This window comes from Klebsiella sp. SYXHC3 (assembly GCF_057196925.1).
The window spans coordinates 1-24,006 of the sequence record NZ_JBXUNG010000018.1; the positions used below are offsets into that span (position 1 = coordinate 1).

The 24,006-nt window shown below is 53.0% G+C and carries 17 protein-coding genes, 4 tRNA genes and 1 pseudogene; 16 read left to right on the plus strand and 6 right to left on the minus strand.

All coding sequences use genetic code 11. The features are described from left to right. Positions 1–212 precede the first annotated feature (212 nt). Positions 213–1,241, plus strand: a complete 1,029-nt coding sequence (murB, locus tag AC2CGP_RS23850; RefSeq protein ID WP_045367917.1) for a UDP-N-acetylmuramate dehydrogenase — start codon at positions 213–215, stop codon at positions 1,239–1,241. Continuing rightward, entirely contained in the window at positions 1,238–2,200 is a 963-nt protein-coding gene (birA, locus tag AC2CGP_RS23855) for a bifunctional biotin--[acetyl-CoA-carboxylase] ligase/biotin operon repressor BirA (RefSeq protein WP_015368831.1), read from the plus strand. The genes murB and birA overlap by 4 nt, the downstream gene beginning before the upstream one ends. A gap of 26 nt (positions 2,201–2,226) precedes the next feature. Here the strand turns inward: birA and coaA are convergent, their stop codons facing one another. Next, positions 2,227–3,177, minus strand: a complete 951-nt coding sequence (gene coaA, locus AC2CGP_RS23860; RefSeq protein WP_015368830.1) for a type I pantothenate kinase — start codon at positions 3,175–3,177, stop codon at positions 2,227–2,229. A 430-nt stretch (positions 3,178–3,607) separates the two neighbouring features. Between coaA and AC2CGP_RS23865 the strand changes: the two genes are divergently transcribed. From AC2CGP_RS23865 to dcuB, 14 genes and pseudogenes are all read left to right on the plus strand, one after another. After that, a tRNA-Thr gene (locus AC2CGP_RS23865) sits at positions 3,608–3,683 on the plus strand. Between the two features lie 10 nt (positions 3,684–3,693). Then, positions 3,694–3,778: transfer RNA gene (locus tag AC2CGP_RS23870), tRNA-Tyr, on the plus strand. A gap of 115 nt (positions 3,779–3,893) precedes the next feature. Next, positions 3,894–3,968, plus strand: a tRNA-Gly gene (locus AC2CGP_RS23875). 5 nt (positions 3,969–3,973) lie between these two features. Further along, a tRNA-Thr gene (locus AC2CGP_RS23880) sits at positions 3,974–4,049 on the plus strand. A 115-nt stretch (positions 4,050–4,164) separates the two neighbouring features. Beyond that, entirely contained in the window at positions 4,165–5,349 is a 1,185-nt protein-coding gene (gene tuf / locus AC2CGP_RS23885) for an elongation factor Tu (protein WP_015368828.1), read from the plus strand. A 232-nt stretch (positions 5,350–5,581) separates the two neighbouring features. Continuing rightward, positions 5,582–5,965: a preprotein translocase subunit SecE gene (secE, locus tag AC2CGP_RS23890; RefSeq protein WP_015368827.1), complete on the plus strand. Its 384-nt coding sequence runs from the start codon at positions 5,582–5,584 to the stop codon at positions 5,963–5,965. Position 5,966: 1 nt separating this feature from the next. Continuing rightward, entirely contained in the window at positions 5,967–6,512 is a 546-nt protein-coding gene (gene nusG, locus AC2CGP_RS23895; RefSeq protein WP_007665882.1) for a transcription termination/antitermination protein NusG, read from the plus strand. Between the two features lie 156 nt (positions 6,513–6,668). Further along, positions 6,669–7,097, plus strand: a complete 429-nt coding sequence (gene rplK / locus AC2CGP_RS23900) for a 50S ribosomal protein L11 (protein WP_008808007.1) — start codon at positions 6,669–6,671, stop codon at positions 7,095–7,097. 3 nt (positions 7,098–7,100) lie between these two features. Further along, complete coding sequence (gene rplA, locus AC2CGP_RS23905; RefSeq protein WP_015368826.1) at positions 7,101–7,805, plus strand: 50S ribosomal protein L1; 705 nt, start codon at positions 7,101–7,103, stop codon at positions 7,803–7,805. Positions 7,806–8,096: 291 nt separating this feature from the next. Continuing rightward, positions 8,097–8,594: a 50S ribosomal protein L10 gene (rplJ, locus tag AC2CGP_RS23910; RefSeq protein WP_004097644.1), complete on the plus strand. Its 498-nt coding sequence runs from the start codon at positions 8,097–8,099 to the stop codon at positions 8,592–8,594. A 66-nt stretch (positions 8,595–8,660) separates the two neighbouring features. Next, positions 8,661–9,026 (plus strand): 50S ribosomal protein L7/L12, encoded by a 366-nt coding sequence (rplL, locus tag AC2CGP_RS23915; protein ID WP_003033114.1) that lies wholly within the window; start codon positions 8,661–8,663, stop codon positions 9,024–9,026. Between the two features lie 324 nt (positions 9,027–9,350). Then, positions 9,351–13,379, plus strand: coding sequence for a DNA-directed RNA polymerase subunit beta (rpoB, locus tag AC2CGP_RS23920; RefSeq protein WP_015704004.1), 4,029 nt, complete (start codon positions 9,351–9,353; stop codon positions 13,377–13,379). A 76-nt stretch (positions 13,380–13,455) separates the two neighbouring features. Further along, positions 13,456–17,679, plus strand: coding sequence for a DNA-directed RNA polymerase subunit beta' (rpoC, locus tag AC2CGP_RS23925; protein WP_015368824.1), 4,224 nt, complete (start codon positions 13,456–13,458; stop codon positions 17,677–17,679). A 395-nt stretch (positions 17,680–18,074) separates the two neighbouring features. After that, positions 18,075–19,414 (plus strand): annotated as a pseudogene (gene dcuB, locus AC2CGP_RS23930) (anaerobic C4-dicarboxylate transporter DcuB). A 42-nt stretch (positions 19,415–19,456) separates the two neighbouring features. Here the strand turns inward: dcuB and AC2CGP_RS23935 are convergent. From AC2CGP_RS23935 to thiG, 5 genes are all read right to left on the minus strand, one after another. Continuing rightward, positions 19,457–19,774 (minus strand): PTS lactose/cellobiose transporter subunit IIA, encoded by a 318-nt coding sequence (locus tag AC2CGP_RS23935; RefSeq protein ID WP_015704005.1) that lies wholly within the window; start codon positions 19,772–19,774, stop codon positions 19,457–19,459. Between the two features lie 3 nt (positions 19,775–19,777). Further along, on the minus strand, positions 19,778–20,083 hold the full coding sequence (locus AC2CGP_RS23940; protein ID WP_015704006.1) for a PTS sugar transporter subunit IIB: 306 nt from the start codon (positions 20,081–20,083) through the stop codon (positions 19,778–19,780). A 175-nt stretch (positions 20,084–20,258) separates the two neighbouring features. Continuing rightward, entirely contained in the window at positions 20,259–21,791 is a 1,533-nt protein-coding gene (locus tag AC2CGP_RS23945; RefSeq protein WP_020079905.1) for a sensor domain-containing diguanylate cyclase, read from the minus strand. A gap of 314 nt (positions 21,792–22,105) precedes the next feature. Further along, positions 22,106–23,239, minus strand: a complete 1,134-nt coding sequence (gene thiH, locus AC2CGP_RS23950; RefSeq protein WP_047080508.1) for a 2-iminoacetate synthase ThiH — start codon at positions 23,237–23,239, stop codon at positions 22,106–22,108. Continuing rightward, positions 23,236–24,006, minus strand: coding sequence for a thiazole synthase (thiG, locus tag AC2CGP_RS23955; protein ID WP_032715415.1), 771 nt, complete (start codon positions 24,004–24,006; stop codon positions 23,236–23,238). Before thiG ends, thiH begins: the two co-directional genes overlap by 4 nt.

A 24,006-nucleotide genomic window follows, 5' to 3' on the forward strand; every position in this document is an offset into this window, starting at 1 on the left:
ATCTCTCCCGGTGGCGCTGCGCTTACCGGGGCTACAGACCCCGTAGCCCGGAAAAGGTGCGCAGCACCGCCTCCGGGAAAGGCTCCTGCCTGCCGGCACCCTTCATTCACGCCCATGATGAGATGAACCCGGCCCCGAACCGATATTATTCAGGCAAGCCTTCCCTCGCCAGATACGGTAAACTAATGCTGATTTTGCATCAGGAAGCCACTATGAACCTCTCCCTCAAACCCTGGAATACCTTTGGCATTAGCCATTCTGCCAAAGCAATTGTACTTGCTGAAAATGAACAACAGTTGCTGGCTGCCTGGCAAGCCGCCGCTGCAGAACACCAACCTTGTCTGATCCTTGGAGAAGGAAGCAACGTTCTGTTCCTGAAAGACTATTCCGGCACGGTGATCATCAACCGCATCATGGGGATCGAGGTAAGCGAAACGTCTGAAGCCTGGCGTTTGCACGTTGGCGCCGGTGAAAACTGGCATCAACTGGTGCAATTTGCGCTGGAAAATGGAATGCCTGGGCTGGAAAATCTGGCTTTAATTCCTGGCTGCGCGGGATCTTCGCCAATTCAAAATATTGGTGCCTATGGCGTCGAACTGCAGCGAGTATGTGAATACGTAGACTGTATCGAACTCGAAACAGGTCGCAAGCAGCGCCTTTCTGCCGCAGAGTGCCGTTTCGGCTATCGCGACAGTATTTTCAAACATGAATATCAGGATCGTTACGCGATAGTGGCTGTTGGACTACGGTTGGAAAAAGCGTGGCGTCCCGTGTTGACCTACGGGGATTTAACCCGTCTCGATCCGCAAACTGTTACCCCACGCCAGGTATTCGATGCCGTTTGTCACATGCGTATGACCAAGTTACCGGATCCTAAAGTGAATGGTAATGCCGGTAGCTTCTTTAAGAACCCGGTCGTCAGTGCTCAGGTTGCTCAGGAATTGCTGGCTGCATTCCCTGGCGCGCCACATTATCCACAGGCTGACGGCAGCATTAAATTGGCGGCCGGTTGGCTTATCGATCAATGCCAGCTAAAAGGTAAAACTATCGGCGGGGCTGCCGTTCACCGTCAGCAGGCGTTGGTGCTGATCAACGATAACCAGGCGACCAGCGATGATGTCGTTGGGTTGGCACACTATGTCCGCCAGCAGGTAGGCGAGAAATTTAATGTTTGGCTCCAGCCTGAAGTGCGCTTCATCGCAGAGAACGGTGAAGTGAATGCGGAAGAGGTGATTGCATGAAAGATAATACCGTACCCCTGACGCTGATCTCTATTCTGGCGGATGGCGAGTTTCACTCTGGCGAACAGCTCGGCGAACGCCTGGGGATGAGCCGCGCGGCAATTAACAAGCATATGCAGACGCTCCGCGACTGGGGTGTTGATGTGTTTACCGTACCAGGGAAGGGCTATAGCCTCCCTGAACCGATTGAATTGCTGGATGAGCAAAAGATTGCCGGCCAGATTGAACAAGGTCGTATTACCGTGCTGCCGGTGATTGATTCCACCAACCAGTATTTGCTGGATCGTCTGGATGAACTGAAGTCAGGTGATGCCTGTGTCGCTGAATATCAGCAGGCTGGTCGTGGCCGCCGCGGGCGTAAGTGGTTCTCACCGTTTGGGGCCAATCTTTATCTCTCCATGTACTGGCGTCTGGAACAAGGCCCTGCTGCTGCGATTGGTTTGAGCCTGGTGATCGGTATTGTGATTGCAGAAGTACTGCAGAGCCTGGGGGCGGATAACGTTCGGGTCAAATGGCCGAATGATATTTATCTGCAGGACCGCAAGTTGTCCGGTATCCTGGTAGAACTGACAGGCAAAACCGGTGATGCCGCGCAAATCGTCAGCGGCGCTGGTATCAACCTCGTGATGCGCCGCGTTGAGTCTGACATTGTCAATCAGGGGTGGATCAGCCTCCAGGAGGCGGGAGTCTTCATTGACCGTAACACCCTGACGGCGCGTCTGGTGAAAGCATTACGTACCGGTTTGCAACTATTCGAACAGGAAGGTTTAACACCTTACCTGCCACGCTGGGAAAAACTGGATAACTTTATTAATCGGCCGGTGAAGCTGATTATTGGTGATAAGGAAATATTTGGTATTTCTCGCGGAATTGATGCGCAAGGGGCATTATTACTCGAGCAGGATGGGGTAATTAAACCATGGGTGGGAGGCGAGATATCGCTGCGTAGCGCTGAATAGAAAAAAGGGAGCTTGCGCTCCCTTTTTTATTTCCGTAGGCGAACTTGATCGACCGAATGATTTGCGCTTTTGGTCATAATCAAGCTGGCTCGCTCTCGGGTTGGTAATATATTTTCTTTTAAGTTCAGTAGGTTGATCTCATTCCATAATGAAGTGGCGATATTAACCGCTTCGTCTTTTGAGAGTTTTGCGTAATTATGGAAATAAGAATCCGGATCGGTAAAAGCGCCTTCACGGAATTTCAGGAAGCGGTTGATATACCAGTTTTTTAATAAGTCTTCCGGCGCATCGACATAAATAGAGAAGTCGACAAAGTCAGAGACAAATACATGATGCGGATCGTGCGGATAATCCATCCCGCTCTGCAGAACGTTCAAACCTTCCAGAATAAGAATATCCGGTTGAGCAACGGTTTTATCACCATCAGGAATAACATCATAAATGAGATGGGAATAGACCGGCGCGGTGGCATTTGGTACGCCAGATTTCAGGTCAGAAACAAACTTCACCAACCGATGCATATCATAGGACTGCGGGAAGCCCTTTTTCTTCATCAAGCCGCGTTCTTTTAACACCGAGTTAGGATGTAAGAAGCCATCGGTAGTTATCAGTTCAACATGACGATGTTCCGGCCAGCGGCTAAGCAGCGCTTGTAAAACACGCGCTGTAGTACTTTTACCAACCGCAACGCTACCTGCAATACTGATGATGTAAGGAATACGCTGGCCGTTGGTGCCAAGAAATTGCTCAAGCACCGCCTGGCGACGGAGGTTGGAACTGATATAGAAATTGAGCAAACGTGACAGCGGCAAATAGATCTCGGCGACTTCTTCCAGCGAAAGATCTTCGTTGATGCCTTTTAACCGCGCGATTTCTTCCTCTGTCAGCGTCATCGGAACGGAATCACGAAGTGCAGCCCATTGGTTGCGGTTAAATTGTAGATAGGGTGTCATTAACGTCTGCTCTTTTTTGCTCATAAGCATGTTCTTACTATCACCGAAAAAGAGGTAGCGGTGATGCTTCACACTAGTTAATCAGGACAATGGGCAGGAGGGTAACACCAGAATGCCGGGAATAATAAGAAAAAAACTCATCGAAGGGCGCTTTCTCATAGCAGCATCACAAGTGATGAATAAGTAGAAAGAGGGGAGAAAGCGAGTCTGCTATCTTTGCAGGTTAGCGATCGCGCCTGCTACCAGGATCTGCAGGTGAAAAAACCGTCATTCTTATATCTGACAGGCGCAGCGAAACAAATTCTGCGTTGAGGAATGCGCTTTTTTTGCACTCCATTGTTTGAAATTACACCGTTTTTTCGCGTAAGAGCACAAAATGTGAGCAAGAGAACGTTTTATGCAAATTTTTAGTTGCATGAACTCGCAGGTCTCCCTAGAATGCGCGCTACTTGATGCCGACTTAGCTCAGTAGGTAGAGCAACTGACTTGTAATCAGTAGGTCACCAGTTCGATTCCGGTAGTCGGCACCATAACAATTTGGGTGGGGTTCCCGAGCGGCCAAAGGGAGCAGACTGTAAATCTGCCGTCATCGACTTCGAAGGTTCGAATCCTTCCCCCACCACCACTTTCGGGCGACGCTTTGCGTAGCCGGAGTTGGTTGGGTAAACTAATCAGCTCAACATTAAAGAGAGCAATCTCTTTTTTGTTACAGAAAGAACTGGGTAGCCGAGTTTCAGGATGCGGGCATCGTATAATGGCTATTACCTCAGCCTTCCAAGCTGATGATGCGGGTTCGATTCCCGCTGCCCGCTCCAGACGTGCTGATATGGCTCAGTTGGTAGAGCGCACCCTTGGTAAGGGTGAGGTCCCCAGTTCGACTCTGGGTATCAGCACCACTTCTTTATCTCTCCTTCCCTGTTTCTCTCTGTTTATTGCATTCAACAAGTCGGGCATGTTGCCTGGTTGATGTGGTGATATCACCGATTTATCCGTGTCTTAGAGGGACAATCGATGTCTAAAGAAAAGTTTGAACGTACAAAACCGCACGTTAACGTCGGTACTATCGGCCACGTTGACCATGGTAAAACAACGCTGACCGCTGCAATCACTACCGTACTGGCTAAAACCTACGGCGGTGCTGCTCGCGCATTCGATCAGATCGATAACGCGCCGGAAGAAAAAGCTCGTGGTATCACCATCAACACTTCCCACGTTGAATATGACACCCCGACTCGCCACTACGCGCACGTAGACTGCCCGGGCCACGCCGACTATGTTAAAAACATGATCACCGGTGCTGCTCAGATGGATGGCGCGATCCTGGTTGTTGCTGCGACTGACGGCCCGATGCCGCAGACTCGTGAGCACATCCTGCTGGGTCGTCAGGTAGGCGTTCCGTACATCATCGTGTTCCTGAACAAATGCGACATGGTTGATGACGAAGAGCTGCTGGAACTGGTTGAGATGGAAGTTCGTGAACTGCTGTCTCAGTACGATTTCCCGGGCGACGACACTCCGATCGTTCGTGGTTCTGCTCTGAAAGCGCTGGAAGGCGACGCAGAGTGGGAAGCGAAAATCATCGAACTGGCTGGCTTCCTGGATTCTTACATCCCGGAACCAGAGCGTGCGATTGACAAGCCGTTCCTGCTGCCGATCGAAGACGTATTCTCCATCTCCGGTCGTGGTACCGTTGTTACCGGTCGTGTAGAGCGCGGTATCATCAAAGTTGGTGAAGAAGTTGAAATCGTTGGTATCAAAGACACCGCGAAAACCACCTGTACTGGCGTTGAAATGTTCCGCAAACTGCTGGACGAAGGCCGTGCTGGTGAGAACGTAGGCGTTCTGCTGCGTGGTATCAAACGTGAAGAAATCGAACGTGGTCAGGTACTGGCTAAGCCGGGCAGCATCAAGCCGCACACCAAGTTCGAATCTGAAGTGTACATCCTGTCCAAAGACGAAGGCGGCCGTCATACTCCGTTCTTCAAAGGCTACCGTCCGCAGTTCTACTTCCGTACTACTGACGTGACTGGTACCATCGAACTGCCGGAAGGCGTAGAGATGGTAATGCCGGGCGACAACATCAAAATGGTTGTTACCCTGATCCACCCGATCGCGATGGACGATGGTCTGCGTTTCGCAATCCGTGAAGGCGGCCGTACCGTTGGCGCGGGCGTGGTTGCTAAAGTTCTCGGCTAATCGCTGATAACATTTGACGCAATGCGCAATAAAAGGGCATCATTTGATGCCCTTTTTGCACGCTTTCACACCAGAACCTGGCTCATCAGTGATTTTTTTTGTCATAATCATTGCTGAGACAGGCTCTGAAGAGGGCGTAAAGTCCGAAACGCAGCAGAGCATTTCGGTTTGGTCGCCTCGCATTTAATGCGGGGCGAAGATGTTTGTCTGAATTCTTGTGACAGGTTGGTTTATGAGTGCGAATACCGAAGCTCAAGGGAGCGGGCGCGGCCTGGAAGCGTTGAAGTGGGTTATCGTTGCCGTGCTGCTGATTGTAGCCATCGTAGGCAACTTCCTTTATCGCGACATTATGCTGGCGATCCGTGCGCTGGCTGTGGTGATTCTTATCGCTGCTGCCGGTGGCGTCGCTCTGTTAACGACAAAAGGTAAGGCGACAGTCGCTTTCGCCCGCGAAGCGAGAACCGAAGTCCGCAAAGTGATCTGGCCGACCCGCCAGGAAACGCTGCACACCACGCTGATTGTTGCTGCCGTAACTGCAGTAATGTCACTGATCCTGTGGGGACTGGATGGTATTCTGGTTCGCCTGGTATCCTTTATCACTGGCCTGAGGTTCTGAGATGTCTGAAGCTCCTAAAAAGCGCTGGTACGTCGTTCAGGCGTTTTCCGGTTTTGAAGGTCGCGTAGCTACGTCGCTGCGTGAACATATCAAATTACACAACATGGAAGAGTTGTTTGGCGAAGTCATGGTTCCGACCGAAGAAGTGGTTGAAATCCGTGGCGGCCAGCGTCGCAAAAGCGAACGCAAATTCTTCCCAGGCTACGTTCTGGTTCAGATGGTCATGAACGACGCGAGCTGGCACCTGGTGCGCAGCGTCCCGCGCGTGATGGGCTTCATCGGCGGTACTTCCGACCGTCCGGCGCCGATCAGCGACAAAGAAGTCGATGCCATCATGAACCGTCTGCAGCAGGTTGGCGATAAGCCGCGTCCGAAAACGCTGTTTGAGCCGGGCGAAATGGTTCGCGTCAACGATGGTCCGTTTGCTGACTTTAACGGCGTTGTTGAAGAAGTGGACTACGAGAAGTCTCGCCTGAAAGTTTCCGTTTCTATCTTCGGTCGTGCGACTCCGGTAGAACTGGACTTCGGCCAGGTTGAGAAGGCGTAAGCCGGCGATCAAAAAAGCAGCAATTTAATCGTTGCATAGGGCGCGAAATTGGAATACAATTTCGCGCCTTTTGTTTTTATGGGCCTGGCCCGTAAAACGATGTTTAATCACGGGGAGCTTCTCTGAAGCGTTAATACCCAATTCGAGGATTTAAGAATGGCTAAGAAAGTACAAGCCTACGTCAAGCTGCAGGTTGCAGCTGGTATGGCAAACCCGAGTCCGCCGGTTGGTCCAGCACTGGGTCAGCAGGGCGTTAACATCATGGAATTCTGCAAAGCGTTCAACGCAAAAACCGAATCCATGGAAAAAGGTCTGCCAATCCCGGTTGTTATCACCGTTTACGCTGACCGTTCTTTCACTTTCGTTACCAAAACTCCGCCGGCAGCAGTTCTGCTGAAAAAAGCGGCTGGTATCAAGTCCGGCTCTGGTAAGCCGAACAAAGATAAAGTTGGTAAAATTTCCCGCGCTCAGCTGCAGGAAATCGCGCAGACCAAAGCTGCCGACATGACTGGTGCCGACATTGAAGCGATGACTCGCTCCATCGAAGGTACTGCACGTTCCATGGGCCTGGTAGTGGAGGACTAAGAAATGGCTAAACTGACCAAGCGCATGTCCGTGATTCGTGAGAAAGTTGATGCAACTAAACAGTATGACATCAACGAAGCCATCTCTCTGCTGAAAGAACTGGCGACCGCTAAGTTCGTTGAAAGCGTTGACGTTGCTGTAAACCTGGGCATCGATGCTCGTAAATCTGACCAGAACGTACGTGGTGCAACTGTACTGCCGCACGGTACTGGCCGTTCTGTTCGCGTTGCCGTATTTGCACAGGGCCCGAACGCTGAAGCTGCTAAAGCTGCAGGCGCCGAGCTGGTAGGTATGGAAGATCTGGCTGACCAGATCAAGAAAGGCGAAATGAACTTTGACGTTGTTATTGCTTCCCCGGATGCAATGCGCGTTGTTGGCCAGCTGGGCCAGGTTCTGGGCCCGCGCGGCCTGATGCCAAACCCGAAAGTTGGTACCGTAACTCCTAACGTTGCTGAAGCGGTTAAGAACGCGAAAGCAGGTCAGGTTCGTTATCGTAACGACAAAAACGGCATCATCCACACCACCATCGGTAAAGTGGACTTTGACGCTGACAAACTGAAAGAAAACCTGGAAGCTCTGCTGGTTGCGCTGAAAAAAGCAAAACCGACTCAGGCTAAAGGCGTGTACATCAAGAAAGTTAGCATCTCCACCACCATGGGTGCAGGTGTTGCAGTAGATCAGGCTGGCCTGAACGCTTCTGCAAACTAATGCCTTTACGTGGGCGGTGATTTTGTCTACAATCTTACCCCCACGTTTGCTAACGAAAGTTAGCGGCTAACAGATTTGTTCGTTGGAGCCTGGCCTATCCAGGCCTCCGTCGAAGACCGCAGGTGTTTCGTAAGAAACTTAATCCCCTGCGTAGACGGTGACAGAACGCTAAGATTATTTTTTGGATACTCTGGCTTGTTTCTGCTCACCGTATTAAGACGCTCTATTCGTTGAATAGAGTGAAGTGAGTTCCAGAGCATAAGCTCTGGCAAACATCCAGGAGCAAAGCTAATGGCTTTAAATCTTCAAGACAAACAAGCGATTGTTGCTGAAGTCAGCGAAGTAGCCAAAGGCGCGCTGTCTGCAGTAGTTGCGGATTCCCGTGGCGTAACTGTAGATAAAATGACTGAACTGCGTAAAGCAGGTCGTGAAGCTGGCGTTTACATGCGTGTTGTTCGTAACACCCTGCTGCGCCGCGTCGTTGAAGGTACTCCGTTCGAGTGCCTGAAAGACACGTTTGTTGGTCCGACCCTGATTGCATACTCTATGGAACACCCGGGCGCTGCTGCTCGTCTGTTCAAAGAGTTCGCGAAAGCGAATGCAAAATTTGAGGTCAAAGCCGCTGCCTTTGAAGGTGAGCTGATCCCGGCGTCGCAAATCGACCGCCTGGCAACTCTGCCGACCTACGAAGAAGCAATTGCACGCCTGATGGCAACCATGAAAGAAGCTTCGGCTGGCAAACTGGTTCGTACTCTGGCTGCTGTACGCGATGCGAAAGAAGCTGCTTAATCGCAGTTATCTTTGTAAAGCACTCGCTTACGTATAAACTTATTCTGATATTCAGGAACAATTTAAATGTCTATCACTAAAGATCAAATCATTGAAGCAGTATCCGCTATGTCCGTAATGGACGTTGTTGAGCTGATCTCTGCAATGGAAGAAAAATTCGGTGTTTCCGCTGCTGCTGCTGTAGCTGTAGCTGCTGGCCCGGCTGAAGCTGCTGAAGAAAAAACTGAATTCGACGTAATTCTGAAAGCTGCTGGCGCTAACAAAGTTGCTGTTATCAAAGCAGTACGTGGCGCGACTGGCCTGGGTCTGAAAGAAGCTAAAGACCTGGTAGAATCTGCACCGGCTGCACTGAAAGAAGGCATCAGCAAAGACGACGCTGAAGCTCTGAAAAAATCTCTGGAAGAAGCTGGCGCTGAAGTTGAAGTTAAATAAGCCAACCCTTCCGGTTGCAGCCTGAGAAATTAGGCTGAGGCTGGTGACTTTTTAGTCACCAGCCTTTTTGCGCTGTAAGGCGCCAGTAGCATTTCACACTGTTTGACTGCTGGTTTGCCTCACAATGCTTGTTTCTATCGACGACTTAATATACTGCGACAGGTTAGGGTTCCTGGGCTGTGTAAATCGCAATGAAATGGTTTAAGCGTGATAGCAACAGGCATTGCGGAAAGTGTTCCATTTTCCGGTCAACAAAATAGTGTTGCATAAAAAACTGCCCTTTCCGGGCAGATGGGTCGACTTGTCAGCGAGCTGAGGAACCCTATGGTTTACTCCTATACCGAGAAAAAACGTATTCGTAAGGATTTTGGTAAACGTCCACAAGTTCTGGATGTGCCTTATCTCCTTTCTATCCAGCTTGACTCGTTCCAGAAGTTTATCGAGCAAGATCCTGAAGGGCAGTATGGTCTGGAAGCAGCCTTCCGTTCCGTATTCCCGATTCAGAGCTACAGCGGTAATTCAGAGCTGCAGTACGTCAGCTACCGTCTGGGCGAACCTGTTTTTGATGTTAAAGAATGTCAGATCCGTGGCGTGACGTATTCCGCACCGCTGCGCGTAAAACTGCGTCTGGTGATCTACGAGCGCGAAGCGCCGGAAGGCACCGTTAAAGACATTAAAGAACAAGAAGTCTACATGGGCGAAATCCCGCTCATGACCGACAACGGTACCTTCGTTATCAACGGTACCGAGCGTGTTATCGTTTCTCAGCTGCACCGTAGCCCGGGCGTCTTCTTTGACAGTGACAAAGGTAAGACTCACTCTTCCGGTAAGGTCCTGTATAACGCACGTATCATCCCTTACCGTGGTTCCTGGCTGGACTTCGAATTCGACCCGAAAGACAACCTGTTCGTTCGTATCGACCGTCGTCGTAAACTGCCTGCAACCATCATTCTGCGCGCGCTGAATTACACCACTGAGCAGATCCTTGACCTGTTCTTCGAGAAAGTGGTCTTTGAAATTCGCGACAACAAGCTGCAGATGGAGCTGGTACCGGAGCGTCTGCGCGGTGAAACCGCCTCCTTCGATATCGAAGCCAACGGTAAAGTGTACGTTGAGAAAGGCCGTCGTATTACCGCGCGCCATATTCGCCAGCTGGAAAAAGACGATATCAAACATATCGAAGTTCCGGTTGAGTACATCGCGGGTAAAGTTGCTTCTAAAGACTACATCGACGAAGCGACCGGCGAACTGATCTGCCCGGCGAACATGGAGCTGAGCCTGGATCTGCTGGCTAAACTGAGCCAGTCCGGCCACAAGCGTATCGAAACGCTGTTCACCAACGATCTGGACCACGGTCCGTACATTTCTGAAACTGTACGCGTCGACCCGACCAACGATCGTCTGAGCGCGCTGGTAGAAATCTACCGCATGATGCGCCCGGGTGAGCCGCCGACTCGTGAAGCGGCTGAAAGCCTGTTTGAGAACCTGTTCTTCTCCGAAGACCGCTACGATCTGTCCGCGGTTGGTCGTATGAAGTTCAACCGTTCTCTGCTGCGCGACGAAATCGAAGGTTCCGGTATCCTGAGCAAAGACGACATCATCGAAGTGATGAAGAAGCTCATCGATATCCGTAACGGTAAAGGCGAAGTCGATGATATCGACCACCTCGGCAACCGTCGTATCCGTTCCGTTGGCGAAATGGCGGAAAACCAGTTCCGCGTTGGCCTGGTGCGTGTAGAGCGTGCGGTTAAAGAGCGTCTGTCTCTGGGCGATCTGGATACCCTGATGCCTCAGGATATGATCAACGCCAAGCCGATTTCCGCAGCAGTGAAAGAGTTCTTTGGTTCCAGCCAGCTGTCCCAGTTTATGGACCAGAACAACCCGCTGTCTGAGATTACGCACAAACGTCGTATCTCCGCACTCGGCCCAGGCGGTCTGACCCGTGAACGCGCAGGCTTCGAAGTTCGAGACGTACACCCGACTCACTACGGTCGCGTATGTCCAATCGAAACGCCTGAAGGTCCGAACATCGGTCTGATCAACTCCCTGTCCGTGTACGCACAGACTAACGAATACGGTTTCCTTGAGACCCCGTACCGTAAAGTGACCGACGGTGTTGTTACCGACGAAATTCATTACCTGTCTGCTATCGAAGAAGGTAACTACGTCATTGCTCAGGCGAACTCCAACCTGGATGACGAAGGCCACTTTGTTGAAGATCTGGTTACCTGCCGTAGTAAAGGCGAATCCAGCTTGTTCAGCCGCGACCAGGTTGACTACATGGACGTATCCACCCAGCAGGTGGTATCCGTCGGTGCGTCCCTGATCCCGTTCCTGGAACACGATGACGCCAACCGTGCATTGATGGGTGCGAACATGCAACGTCAGGCGGTTCCGACTCTGCGCGCTGATAAGCCGCTGGTTGGTACCGGTATGGAACGTGCTGTTGCCGTCGACTCCGGTGTTACTGCGGTAGCTAAACGTGGCGGTACCGTTCAGTACGTGGATGCTTCCCGTATCGTTATCAAAGTTAACGAAGACGAGATGTACCCGGGCGAAGCAGGTATCGACATCTATAACCTGACCAAGTACACCCGTTCTAACCAGAACACCTGCATCAACCAGATGCCTTGCGTGTCCCTGGGCGAACCAATTGAACGCGGCGACGTCCTGGCCGACGGCCCGTCCACCGACCTCGGTGAACTGGCGCTGGGTCAGAACATGCGCGTAGCGTTCATGCCGTGGAACGGCTACAACTTCGAAGACTCCATCCTCGTATCCGAGCGTGTTGTCCAGGAAGACCGTTTCACCACCATCCACATTCAGGAACTGGCGTGCGTGTCCCGTGACACCAAGCTGGGGCCGGAAGAGATCACCGCTGACATCCCGAACGTGGGTGAAGCTGCGCTCTCCAAACTGGATGAATCCGGTATCGTTTATATCGGTGCGGAAGTGACCGGCGGCGACATTCTGGTTGGTAAGGTAACGCCGAAAGGTGAAACCCAGCTGACTCCGGAAGAGAAACTGCTGCGCGCGATCTTCGGTGAGAAAGCGTCTGACGTTAAAGACTCTTCTCTGCGCGTACCGAACGGTGTCTCTGGTACCGTTATCGACGTTCAGGTCTTTACCCGTGACGGCGTAGAAAAAGACAAGCGTGCGCTTGAAATCGAAGAGATGCAGCTGAAGCAGGCTAAAAAAGACCTGTCTGAAGAACTGCAGATCCTCGAAGCTGGTCTGTTCAGCCGTATTTACGCTGTGCTGGTTGCCGGTGGCGTTGAAGCTGACAAGCTCGACAAACTGCCTCGCGATCGCTGGCTGGAACTGGGCCTGACCGACGAAGAGAAACAAAATCAGCTGGAGCAACTGGCTGAGCAGTATGACGAACTGAAACACGAGTTCGAGAAAAAACTCGAAGCGAAACGCCGTAAAATCACCCAAGGCGACGATCTGGCACCGGGCGTGCTGAAGATTGTTAAGGTATACCTGGCCGTTAAACGCCGTATCCAGCCTGGTGATAAGATGGCAGGTCGTCACGGTAACAAGGGTGTTATCTCTAAGATCAACCCGATCGAAGATATGCCGCACGATGCTAACGGTACGCCGGTAGATATCGTACTGAACCCGCTGGGCGTACCGTCTCGTATGAACATCGGTCAGATCCTGGAAACTCACCTGGGTATGGCTGCGAAAGGCATCGGCGATAAGATCAACGCCATGCTGAAACAGCAGCAAGAAGTCGCGAAACTGCGCGAATTCATCCAGCGTGCTTACGATCTGGGCGCTGACGTTCGCCAGAAAGTTGACCTGAATACCTTCAGCGATGAAGAAGTTCTGCGTCTGGCTGAAAACCTGCGTAAAGGCATGCCGATCGCAACGCCGGTATTCGACGGTGCGAAAGAAGCTGAAATCAAAGAGCTGCTGCAGCTGGGTGACCTGCCGACTTCCGGTCAGATCACTCTGTTTGACGGCCGCACCGGTGAACAGTTCGAACGTCCGGTAACCGTAGGTTACATGTACATGCTGAAACTGAACCACCTGGTCGACGACAAAATGCACGCTCGTTCCACCGGTTCTTACAGCCTGGTTACTCAGCAGCCGCTGGGTGGTAAGGCGCAGTTCGGTGGTCAGCGCTTCGGTGAGATGGAAGTGTGGGCGCTGGAAGCATACGGCGCGGCCTACACCCTGCAGGAAATGCTCACCGTTAAGTCTGATGACGTGAACGGTCGTACCAAGATGTATAAAAACATCGTGGACGGCAACCACCAGATGGAACCGGGCATGCCGGAATCCTTCAACGTACTGTTGAAAGAAATCCGCTCGCTGGGCATCAACATCGAACTGGAAGACGAGTAACTCTCGCTCAAACAGGTCACTGGTGCCGGGGTAAAACCCGGCGCCAGATTGTGCTAACTCCGACGGGAGCAAATCCGTGAAAGACTTATTAAAGTTTCTGAAAGCGCAAACTAAAACCGAAGAGTTTGATGCGATCAAAATTGCTCTGGCATCGCCAGACATGATCCGTTCATGGTCTTTCGGTGAAGTTAAAAAGCCGGAAACCATTAACTACCGTACGTTCAAGCCAGAACGTGACGGTCTGTTCTGCGCTCGTATTTTCGGGCCAGTAAAAGACTATGAGTGCCTGTGCGGTAAGTACAAGCGCCTGAAACACCGTGGTGTTATCTGTGAGAAGTGCGGCGTTGAAGTGACCCAGACCAAAGTGCGTCGTGAGCGCATGGGCCACATCGAGCTGGCGTCTCCGACTGCCCACATCTGGTTCCTGAAGTCTCTGCCGTCCCGTATCGGCCTGCTGCTGGATATGCCGCTGCGTGATATCGAACGCGTACTGTACTTTGAATCTTATGTTGTTATCGAAGGTGGCATGACCAACCTCGAACGCAACCAGATTCTGACTGAAGAGCAGTACCTGGACGCGCTGGAAGAGTTCGGTGACGAATTCGACGCGAAGATGGGCGCCGAAGCTATTCAGGCCCTGCTGAAAAGCATGGATCTGGAGCAAGAGTGCGAGCAGCTGCGTGAAGAGCTGAACGAAACCAACTCTGAAACCAAGCGTAAAAAGCTGACCAAGCGCATTAAGCTGCTGGAAGCCTTCGTTCAGTCTGGCAACAAGCCGGAGTGGATGATCCTGACCGTTCTGCCGGTTCTGCCGCCAGATCTGCGTCCGCTGGTTCCGCTGGATGGCGGTCGTTTTGCGACTTCTGACCTGAACGATCTGTATCGTCGCGTCATTAACCGTAACAACCGTCTGAAACGTCTGCTGGATCTGGCTGCGCCGGACATCATCGTACGCAACGAAAAACGTATGCTGCAGGAAGCGGTCGACGCCCTGCTGGATAACGGTCGTCGCGGTCGTGCGATCACCGGTTCCAACAAACGTCCTCTGAAATCTTTGGCCGATATGATCAAAGGTAAACAGGGTCGTTTCCGTCAGAACCTGCTCGGTAAGCGTGTTGACTACTCCGGTCGTTCTGTAATCACCGTAGGTCCATACCTGCGTCTGCATCAGTGCGGTCTGCCGAAGAAAATGGCGCTGGAGCTGTTCAAACCGTTCATCTACGGCAAGCTGGAACTGCGTGGCCTGGCCACCACCATCAAAGCCGCTAAGAAAATGGTTGAGCGCGAAGAAGCTGTCGTTTGGGATATCCTGGACGAAGTTATCCGCGAACACCCGGTACTGCTGAACCGTGCGCCAACACTGCACCGTTTGGGTATCCAGGCGTTTGAACCGGTTCTGATCGAAGGTAAAGCCATTCAGCTGCACCCGCTGGTTTGTGCGGCATATAACGCCGACTTCGATGGTGACCAGATGGCTGTTCACGTACCGCTGACGCTGGAAGCCCAGCTGGAAGCGCGTGCGCTGATGATGTCTACCAACAACATCCTGTCCCCGGCGAACGGCGAACCAATCATCGTTCCGTCTCAGGACGTTGTACTGGGTCTGTACTACATGACCCGTGACTGTGTTAACGCCAAAGGCGAAGGCATGGTGCTGACTGGCCCGAAAGAAGCGGAGCGTATTTATCGCGCCGGTCTGGCCTCTCTGCATGCGCGCGTTAAAGTGCGTATCACCGAATACGAAAAAGACGACAATGGTGAATTCGTCGCGAAGACCAGCCTGAAAGACACGACCATCGGCCGTGCCATTCTGTGGATGATCGTGCCGAAAGGTCTGCCGTTCTCTATCGTGAACCAGGCGCTCGGTAAGAAAGCGATCTCTAAGATGCTGAACACCTGTTACCGTATTCTGGGTCTGAAACCGACCGTTATTTTTGCGGACCAGACGATGTACACCGGCTTTGCTTATGCAGCGCGCTCAGGTGCATCCGTTGGTATCGATGACATGGTCATCCCGGAGAAAAAATACGAAATCATCAGCGAAGCGGAAGCTGAAGTTGCTGAGATTCAGGAACAGTTCCAGTCTGGTCTGGTTACTGCGGGCGAACGCTACAACAAAGTTATCGATATCTGGGCTGCGGCGAACGATCGTGTATCCAAAGCGATGATGGATAACCTGCAAACCGAAACCGTGATTAACCGTGACGGTCAGGAAGAGCAGCAGGTTTCCTTCAACAGCATCTACATGATGGCCGACTCCGGTGCGCGTGGTTCTGCGGCACAGATTCGTCAGCTGGCTGGTATGCGTGGTCTGATGGCGAAGCCGGATGGCTCCATCATCGAAACGCCGATCACCGCGAACTTCCGTGAAGGTCTGAACGTACTCCAGTACTTCATCTCCACCCACGGTGCTCGTAAAGGTCTGGCGGATACCGCACTGAAGACTGCGAACTCCGGTTACCTGACTCGTCGTCTGGTTGACGTTGCGCAGGACCTGGTTGTCACTGAAGACGACTGTGGCACCCTGGAAGGCATCACCATGACGCCGGTTATCGAAGGTGGCGACGTTAAAGAGCCGCTGCGCGATCGCGTATTGGGTCGTGTGACTGCTGAAGACGTTCTGAAGCCGGGTACCGCGGACATCCTGGTTCCACGCAACACGCTGCTGCACGAGCACTGGTGTGACCTGCTGGAAGAGAACTCCGTTGACTCCGTCAAAGTTCGTTCCGTTGTATCCTGTGACACCGACTTTGGTGTATGTGCGCACTGCTACGGTCGTGACCTGGCGCGTGGCCACCTCATCAACAAAGGTGAGGCTATCGGCGTTATTGCGGCACAGTCCATCGGTGAGCCGGGTACACAGCTGACGATGCGTACGTTCCACATCGGTGGTGCGGCATCTCGTGCGGCTGCTGAATCCAGCATCCAGGTGAAAAACAAAGGTAGCATCCGTCTGAGCAATGCGAAGTCGGTTGTGAACTCCAGCGGTAAACTGGTTATCACCTCGCGTAACACCGAACTGAAGCTGATCGACGAATTCGGTCGTACCAAAGAAAGCTATAAAGTGCCTTACGGCTCCGTTATGGCTAAAGGCGACGGCGAACAGGTTGCTGGCGGTGAAACCGTTGCAAACTGGGATCCGCATACCATGCCGGTTATCACCGAAGTGAGTGGTTTCGTCCGCTTCACTGACATGATCGACGGCCAGACCATTACTCGTCAGACCGACGAGCTGACCGGTCTGTCTTCGCTGGTGGTTCTGGATTCCGCGGAACGTACCTCCGGTGGTAAAGATCTGCGTCCGGCGCTGAAAATTGTTGATGCTCAGGGCAACGACGTTCTGATCCCAGGCACCGATATGCCTGCTCAGTACTTCCTGCCGGGTAAAGCGATTGTTCAGCTGGAAGATGGCGTACAGATCAGCTCTGGTGACACCCTGGCGCGTGTTCCGCAGGAATCTGGCGGTACCAAGGATATCACCGGTGGTCTGCCGCGCGTTGCGGACCTGTTCGAAGCACGTCGTCCGAAAGAGCCGGCAATCCTGGCTGAAATCAGCGGCATCATTTCCTTCGGTAAAGAAACCAAAGGGAAACGTCGTCTGGTTATCACCCCGGTAGACGGTAGCGAACCGTACGAAGAGATGATTCCGAAATGGCGTCAGCTGAACGTGTTCGAAGGTGAACGTGTAGAACGTGGTGACGTGGTTTCCGACGGTCCGGAAGCGCCGCACGACATTCTGCGTCTTCGTGGCGTACACGCGGTAACGCGTTACATCACCAACGAAGTGCAGGACGTTTATCGTCTGCAAGGCGTTAAGATTAACGATAAGCACATTGAAGTTATCGTTCGTCAGATGCTGCGTAAAGCGACCATCGAAAGTGCTGGTAGCTCCGACTTCCTCGAAGGTGAGCAGGTTGAATACTCCCGCGTTAAGATCGCTAACCGCGAGCTTGAAGCGAATGGCAAAGTTGCGGCAACCTATTCCCGCGACCTGCTGGGTATCACCAAAGCGTCTCTGGCAACCGAGTCCTTCATCTCCGCGGCATCGTTCCAGGAGACCACTCGCGTGCTGACCGAAGCAGCCGTTGCGGGCAAACGCGACGAACTGCGCGGTCTGAAAGAGAACGTCATCGTGGGTCGTCTGATCCCGGCAGGTACCGGTTATGCGTACCACCAGGATCGTATGCGCCGTCGCGCAGCGGGCGAACAGCCAGCTGCGCCGCAGGTGAGCGTAGAAGAAGCCTCTGCCAACCTGGCAGAGCTGCTGAACGCAGGCCTGGGCGGTTCTGACAACGATTAATCGTTGATTCGCTAAGCGCTTAAAAGCCAGTCAGGTTTCCTGACTGGCTTTTTTATTACCTGTCGATTTATCTCACCTAAAATAAATTACATTTATTTAATGTAATTGCCGCAATTAATTAGCAAATTAAACATGTCTGATAATTATCTATTTGCTATTTCTTTATGCCATCACTAATCGATGGATAAAAATTCTACATGTATCAAAAAATAGGCGCCGCAAACGCTATATAGTCAAAACACTCAAAGAATCATGTGATTACTTTTCCCCATCCTTTTCGGTTTACCGCAACTGAGGGGGTCACTGCGCCTGTTAAAAGGCAATGGAGGTGGTGAGCAAAATAAAAATAAGGCGGAGAGTATTGTCGTTATTAATGGATAGCTTCTGGGGGATGCATGGAATTTGCTATACAGCTCATCATTATCTTAATTTGTCTGTTCTACGGCGCGAAAAAGGGTGGCATTGCGCTCGGCCTTTTAGGCGGCATTGGCTTAGTTATCTTAGTTTTTGTCTTTCATCTTAAACCAGGAAAACCACCGGTTGATGTCATGCTGGTGATTATCGCGGTGGTGGCCGCCTCGGCGACGCTACAGGCATCCGGCGGTTTAGACGTGATGCTGCAGATTGCCGAGAAGCTCCTGCGGCGCAACCCCAAATACGTTTCTATCGTTGCGCCATTCGTCACCTGTACGCTGACGATCCTGTGCGGTACCGGCCACGTGGTGTATACGATCCTGCCAATTATTTACGACGTAGCTATCAAAAATAATATTCGCCCGGAGCGGCCGATGGCGGCGAGCTCGATTGGCGCTCAGATGGGGATCATTGCCAGTCCGGTTTCGGTGGCGGTGGTCTCGCTGGTGGCGATGCTCGGGAATTTTACCTTTAACGGTAAGCACCTTGAGTTTCTCGATCTACTGGCGATAACCATTCCGTCAACGCTACTGGGGATTTTGGCGATTGGCATCTTCAGCTGGTTCCGCGGTAAGGACCTTGATAAAGACGAGACCTTCCAGGCGTTTATTGCAGTACCGGAAAACCGTCATTATGTTTATGGCGATACGGCCACGCTATTGGATAAAAAGCTGCCGACCAGCAACTGGATCGCGATGTGGATCTTCCTTGCCTCAATCGCCGTAGTGGCGCTGCTTGGCGCGTTTTCCGAACTGCGCCCGGCGTTCGATGGTAAGCCTCTCTCAATGGTACTGGTGATCCAGATGTTCATGCTGCTCTCCGGGGCGCTTATCATCATCATTACCAAAACTAACCCGGCGTCGATTTCTAAAAATGAGGTTTTCCGCTCGGGGATGATCGCTATCGTCGCGGTGTACGGCATTGCATGGATGGCGGAAACCATGTTTGGCGCGCACATGACCGAGATTAAAGGCGTGCTCGGAGAGATGGTGAAGGAGTACCCGTGGCCTACGCTATCGTGCTGTTATTGGTATCTAAGTTCGTCAACTCTCAGGCGGCGGCGCTGGCGGCGATTGTCCCGGTAGCGCTGGCGATCGGCGTTGACCCGGCCTATATCGTGGCTTCCGCGCCCGCCTGCTACGGCTATTACATCCTGCCGACTTACCCAAGCGATCTGGCGGCGATTCAGTTTGACCGTTCAGGCACGACCCATATTGGCCGCTTCGTCATAAACCATAGCTTTATCCTGCCGGGATTAATTGGCGTGAGCGTTTCTTGCGTCTTTGGCTGGGTGTTCGCAGCGATGTACGGTTTTCTGTAAGTGAGACAGGCGCCGCTGGCGGCGCCTGATAAATCAGCGGGATTATTGTGCGGGCGGCAGGCGGCGATACAGTTCGATCATATCGGTTGCTAAATCCTGAATCACCATCGCGTTCATTAGATGATCCTGGGAATGCACGGTAATCAGGTTCACCGGCAGCTTGCCGCTGCCTTCGTCCAGGCCAATAAGCTGGGTCTGGATTTTATGCGCATGCTTCACGAATTCGTGGGAGTCGGCCATAGCCTGTTCGGCGGCGGCGAAATCGCCTTTACGCGCCTGCTGCAGGGCGGTGAGGGCAGAACTGCGTGCGGAGCCGGCGTTGACCAGCAGCTCCATGATAATCGTCTCTAAATCTTCCATGCCTTACTCCATCAGCTTCAGGGCTTTATCCAGAACGGCATCGCCTTTCATCATGCCGTAATCCATCATGTCAATAACGGCGACCTTTTTACCGACCGGGTCGGCTAGCGCCTGTAGTTTCGCCTGCTCGTACTTCACCTGTGGGCCGAGCAGGATAATATCCGCCGCGGCCAGGTTATCTTTGAACTCCGCTACCGGCACAGCTTTGATCGAGACTTCGATGCCTTTCTTTTGCGCGGCCTCTTTCATGCGTTGCACCAGCATGCTGGTGGACATTCCTGCGGCACAGCATAAAACGATATTCTTCATAGTTTCATCGCCCTTATGTATGTTCCTTGATGCATCATCTTTATCGTGGGCGGCGGCGCGGCACAACCGCTTCACCATGATTGTGTGTAAAACATCACAAAAAATGAAACCGGTTTCAATTTTGCAGCGGCCGAGATAAAAAAGCCCGCAAAAGCGGGCTATCAGGGAGTTGTGCTCAGGCGCGAACGATTCGATTCTTGCCCTGCTGTTTGGCCTTATACAACGCTTCATCCACGCTAACGACCAGTTTTTCCAGCGGCTCCATATTCCATTCCCCGAGGCCGGCGCTAAAGGTGACGGTTAATCCTTCTTCGCGCCAGGTTCGGCTGGCAACGTTAAGGCGCCAGCTCTCCAGAATGGTGAGCGCGTTGTCGATATGTTCGGCAGGGAAGATAACGGCAAACTCTTCGCCGCCGTAGCGGTAAAGCGAGATCTCCTGCGGCTGCAGGATCTGTATCCCTTCACGCGCGACGTTGCGCAGCACGATGTCACCATTGAGGTGGCCCCAGGTATCATTAATTGATTTAAAGTTGTCGATATCGACCAACGCGAGGGCGAAAGGCTGGTGATCGTTCATCAGGGCGGCGATATCGCTGTCGAAGGCGCGGCGATTTTTGCAGCCGGTTAGCGCATCGATGGTGGCCTGGCGGACATAGGTGAGCTCACGCTGTTTATTGCTCTCGATCGCTTTGCTGAGCATGGCTTCCAGCCGCGGCGCGCGTTTGACGTCGCCGGTCTTAATGGCGTTAATGATGTTCATCAGTACGGTACGCGAAGCGTGGCGCAGATACAGCCCGAACAGGACGATGACAATGGCGGCGAGGGCGAACCCCCAGGCGACAATATCGGTTTCATAGCGCGTCAGGTCATCAAGGGTGGCATCGGTGACGCGGAAAATAACGAACCAGTCAGGGTTGGTAAAGGAATAGTAGTAGTACCAGGCCTTATGTTCCTCATCATAAAGTTGGCCTTCCGCGCTGGTCATTTTGTCCATCAGTTCCGCGCTAACGTAGGTTTTAAATAGCGCGCCGGTATCGGGATGGATAACCACTTTGCCGTCGCGTTGCACGACAAAAAACTCGCCCTGTACCGGCGAGACAATCTGCCGTAACGCGTAGCCCATTGAGGTCAGATCCATATGAAATGCCAGACTACCTTTGAGCCTTCCCTGCGGTGAAATGACAGGCCGGTAGACGGTAACGGTAGGGTGGTGGGTGAAGTAGTCAAGGTAAGGAGTGGTATAGAGGCTGAAGGTACTGGCTTCCGCCTGGCGAATAAACCAGGGGCGCGTTTTTGGATCAAACGTGCGGCTCTCATCGCCTTCCATCACTTCGGGGGCGCGCAGATAATGACCAAGAGTATCGGCAAGCGAAATGGAGGAGACCGTCGGCATCAGCTCCTGCAGACGCATCAAATCGTCCAGACCCTTTTGCGGATTGAGATTTACGGCGCTATTGAGCGCATCGTCGCGGGCAAAGTATTTCGTCGCGCGCGCCAGAATGTAGTCATTTTCGCGCAGCAGCGATTCGGTGTAGTTCACCGCAAGGTTATGGGTGAAGTTGCGGTTAATATGGTGATAATCTTCAAGAAAGTTTTTCTTCTGCGTCGCGGTAACAAAGATTGCGATTAGTAAAAAACTGAGCAAAATCCCCGCAAACCCCACTACGATTGGCGTAGTAAAAGAGAGCTTTCTGTTGTGGCGTGCCATAAGTTGTTAATCGTCCGGGATTTATAAACCGTGGGTTTAGACGCAGGTTAAGCCAGCATGCCTGCTTAGCGAATCCTGTAACTATCGCTAAATTATAACGCTGAGTGCGCTCATCATCGTGATTAATATTTAATAGCAATATGTTTGCGGCAGTGCGGACGGTAGAGGCAGGGCGAAGAGAGGAAAGAAAAGCTCGCCCTGGTCAGCGTCCGCTGCTGACCAGGGCAGAATAGAAAAACGGCGGCAGTTCGGCGAGCCTCCGTTTTTCATCTCTCGTGCAGGCACGCAAAATAATCAGCTGCTTGCAGCATGCTTCATGATGATTGCGAGGCGCGTCCCAGCCAGCTATCCCAGTCTTTCCATACCGGCTGCAGGCCACGGGCGGCAAGCGCGCTGGCGACCTCTTCAGGGCGGCGATCGTCGTGTGGCGCAAATTGCTCAAGCTCCGGATGATCGTCGGCGTAGCCGCCGGGCTGGGTTTTGGAGAACGCGCTGACGTTGTTAATCGCCAGCGGGATCACCCGGTCGCGGAACCACGGTGATTCACGGGTCGAGAGCGACAGCTCAACCTCCGGCGCCAGCAGGCGGAAGGCGCAAATGGTCTGCACCAGCTGACGTTCGTCCATCAGCGAGGCTGGCGCAATCCCTCCGGCACAAGGGCGTAAACGCGGGAAGGAGATAGAGTAACGGCTGCGCCAGTAGCGCTGCTGTAGCCACAGCAGATGCTCGGCGACCATAAAGCAGTCCACCCGCCAGCTGTCGGAAAGACCAATGAGCGCGCCGAGGCCGATCTTGTCGATCCCCGCTTCGCCCAGGCGATCCGGCGTATCAAGGCGCCAGAAGAAATCCTGCTTTTTACCTTTCAAGTGGTGCTGGGCATACATGCCTTCATGGTAGGTCTCCTGGTAGACCATCACCCCATCAAGCCCCAGCGTTTTTAGTTCGGCATACTCTTCGGTCGCCAGCGGCTGCACTTCCATATGCAGCGAGGCAAACTGGCGGCGGATGGATGGCAGATGCTGGCGGAAATAATCCATTCCGACCTTACTCTGATGTTCGCCGGTGACCAGTAACAAATGCTCAAAGCCTAAATCGCGGATTGCGGCGCATTCGCGGGCAATCTCTGCTTCATCCAGCGTCTTGCGCTTAATGCGATTACTCATTGAGAAGCCGCAGTAGGTACAGTCGTTGGCGCACAGGTTGGACAAATACAACGGTACGTAAAAGCTGACGGTGTTGCCGAAGCGCTGCCGGGTGAGGCGCTGTGCGCGCTGGGCCAGCGGTTCAAGGTAATCGGCCGCGGCAGGAGAGAGCAGAGCCATCATGTCATCGCGGGTGAGCTGCTTTGCCGCCAGCGCTCGTTCGACGTCGGCGGCGGTTTTGCTGTTGATGCGCAGGCGGATGTCATCCCACTCCAGCTGCCGCCAGCGATCGCTAAAAGTTTTCATGCCAGCGCCTCCAGAAAGCCGGTCAGCGGGCTGGTGGCCTGCGCCTGAGTACTGCGTGCGCCCGGTCCGGCCTGACGCGCCAGTAATCCGGCATCGACCGCCATGCGGAAGGCGCGAGCCATGGCGACAGGATCGTCGGCGACGGCAATGGCGGTATTGACCAGCACCGCATCAGCGCCCATCTCCAGCGCCTGCGCCGCGTGGCTCGGTACGCCGATCCCGGCATCAACCACCACCGGTACCGTCGCCTGTTCGATAATAATCTCCAGCATAGCCCTGGTTTCCAGCCCCTGGTTGGAGCCTATCGGCGCGCCCAGCGGCATCACCGCCGCGCAGCCAGCCTCTTCCAGCCGTTTGCACAGGACCGGGTCGGCGCCGCAATAGGGCAGGACGACAAAACCTTCGCGCACCAGCAATTCCGCCGCCTTCAGGGTTTCAATGGGGTCAGGCAGCAGCCAGCGGGCGTCCGGGTGGATCTCCAGTTTCAACCAGTGGGTGCCTAAGGCTTCCCGCGCCAGGCGGGCGGCAAATACCGCTTCTTCCGCCGTCTTGGCGCCTGAGGTATTCGGCAGCAGGTTAACGCCCGCCGCCAACAGCGGCGCGAGAATCGCGTCATTGTTCTGGCGTAAATCGACGCGCTTCATCGCCAGCGTCACCAGCTGGCTTCCCGAGGCGCGAATCGCCTCGACCATCACCTCCGGGGCGGCAAATTTGCCGGTTCCGGTAAAAAGGTGGGATTCAAAAGTCTTATCAGCAATACGTAACAT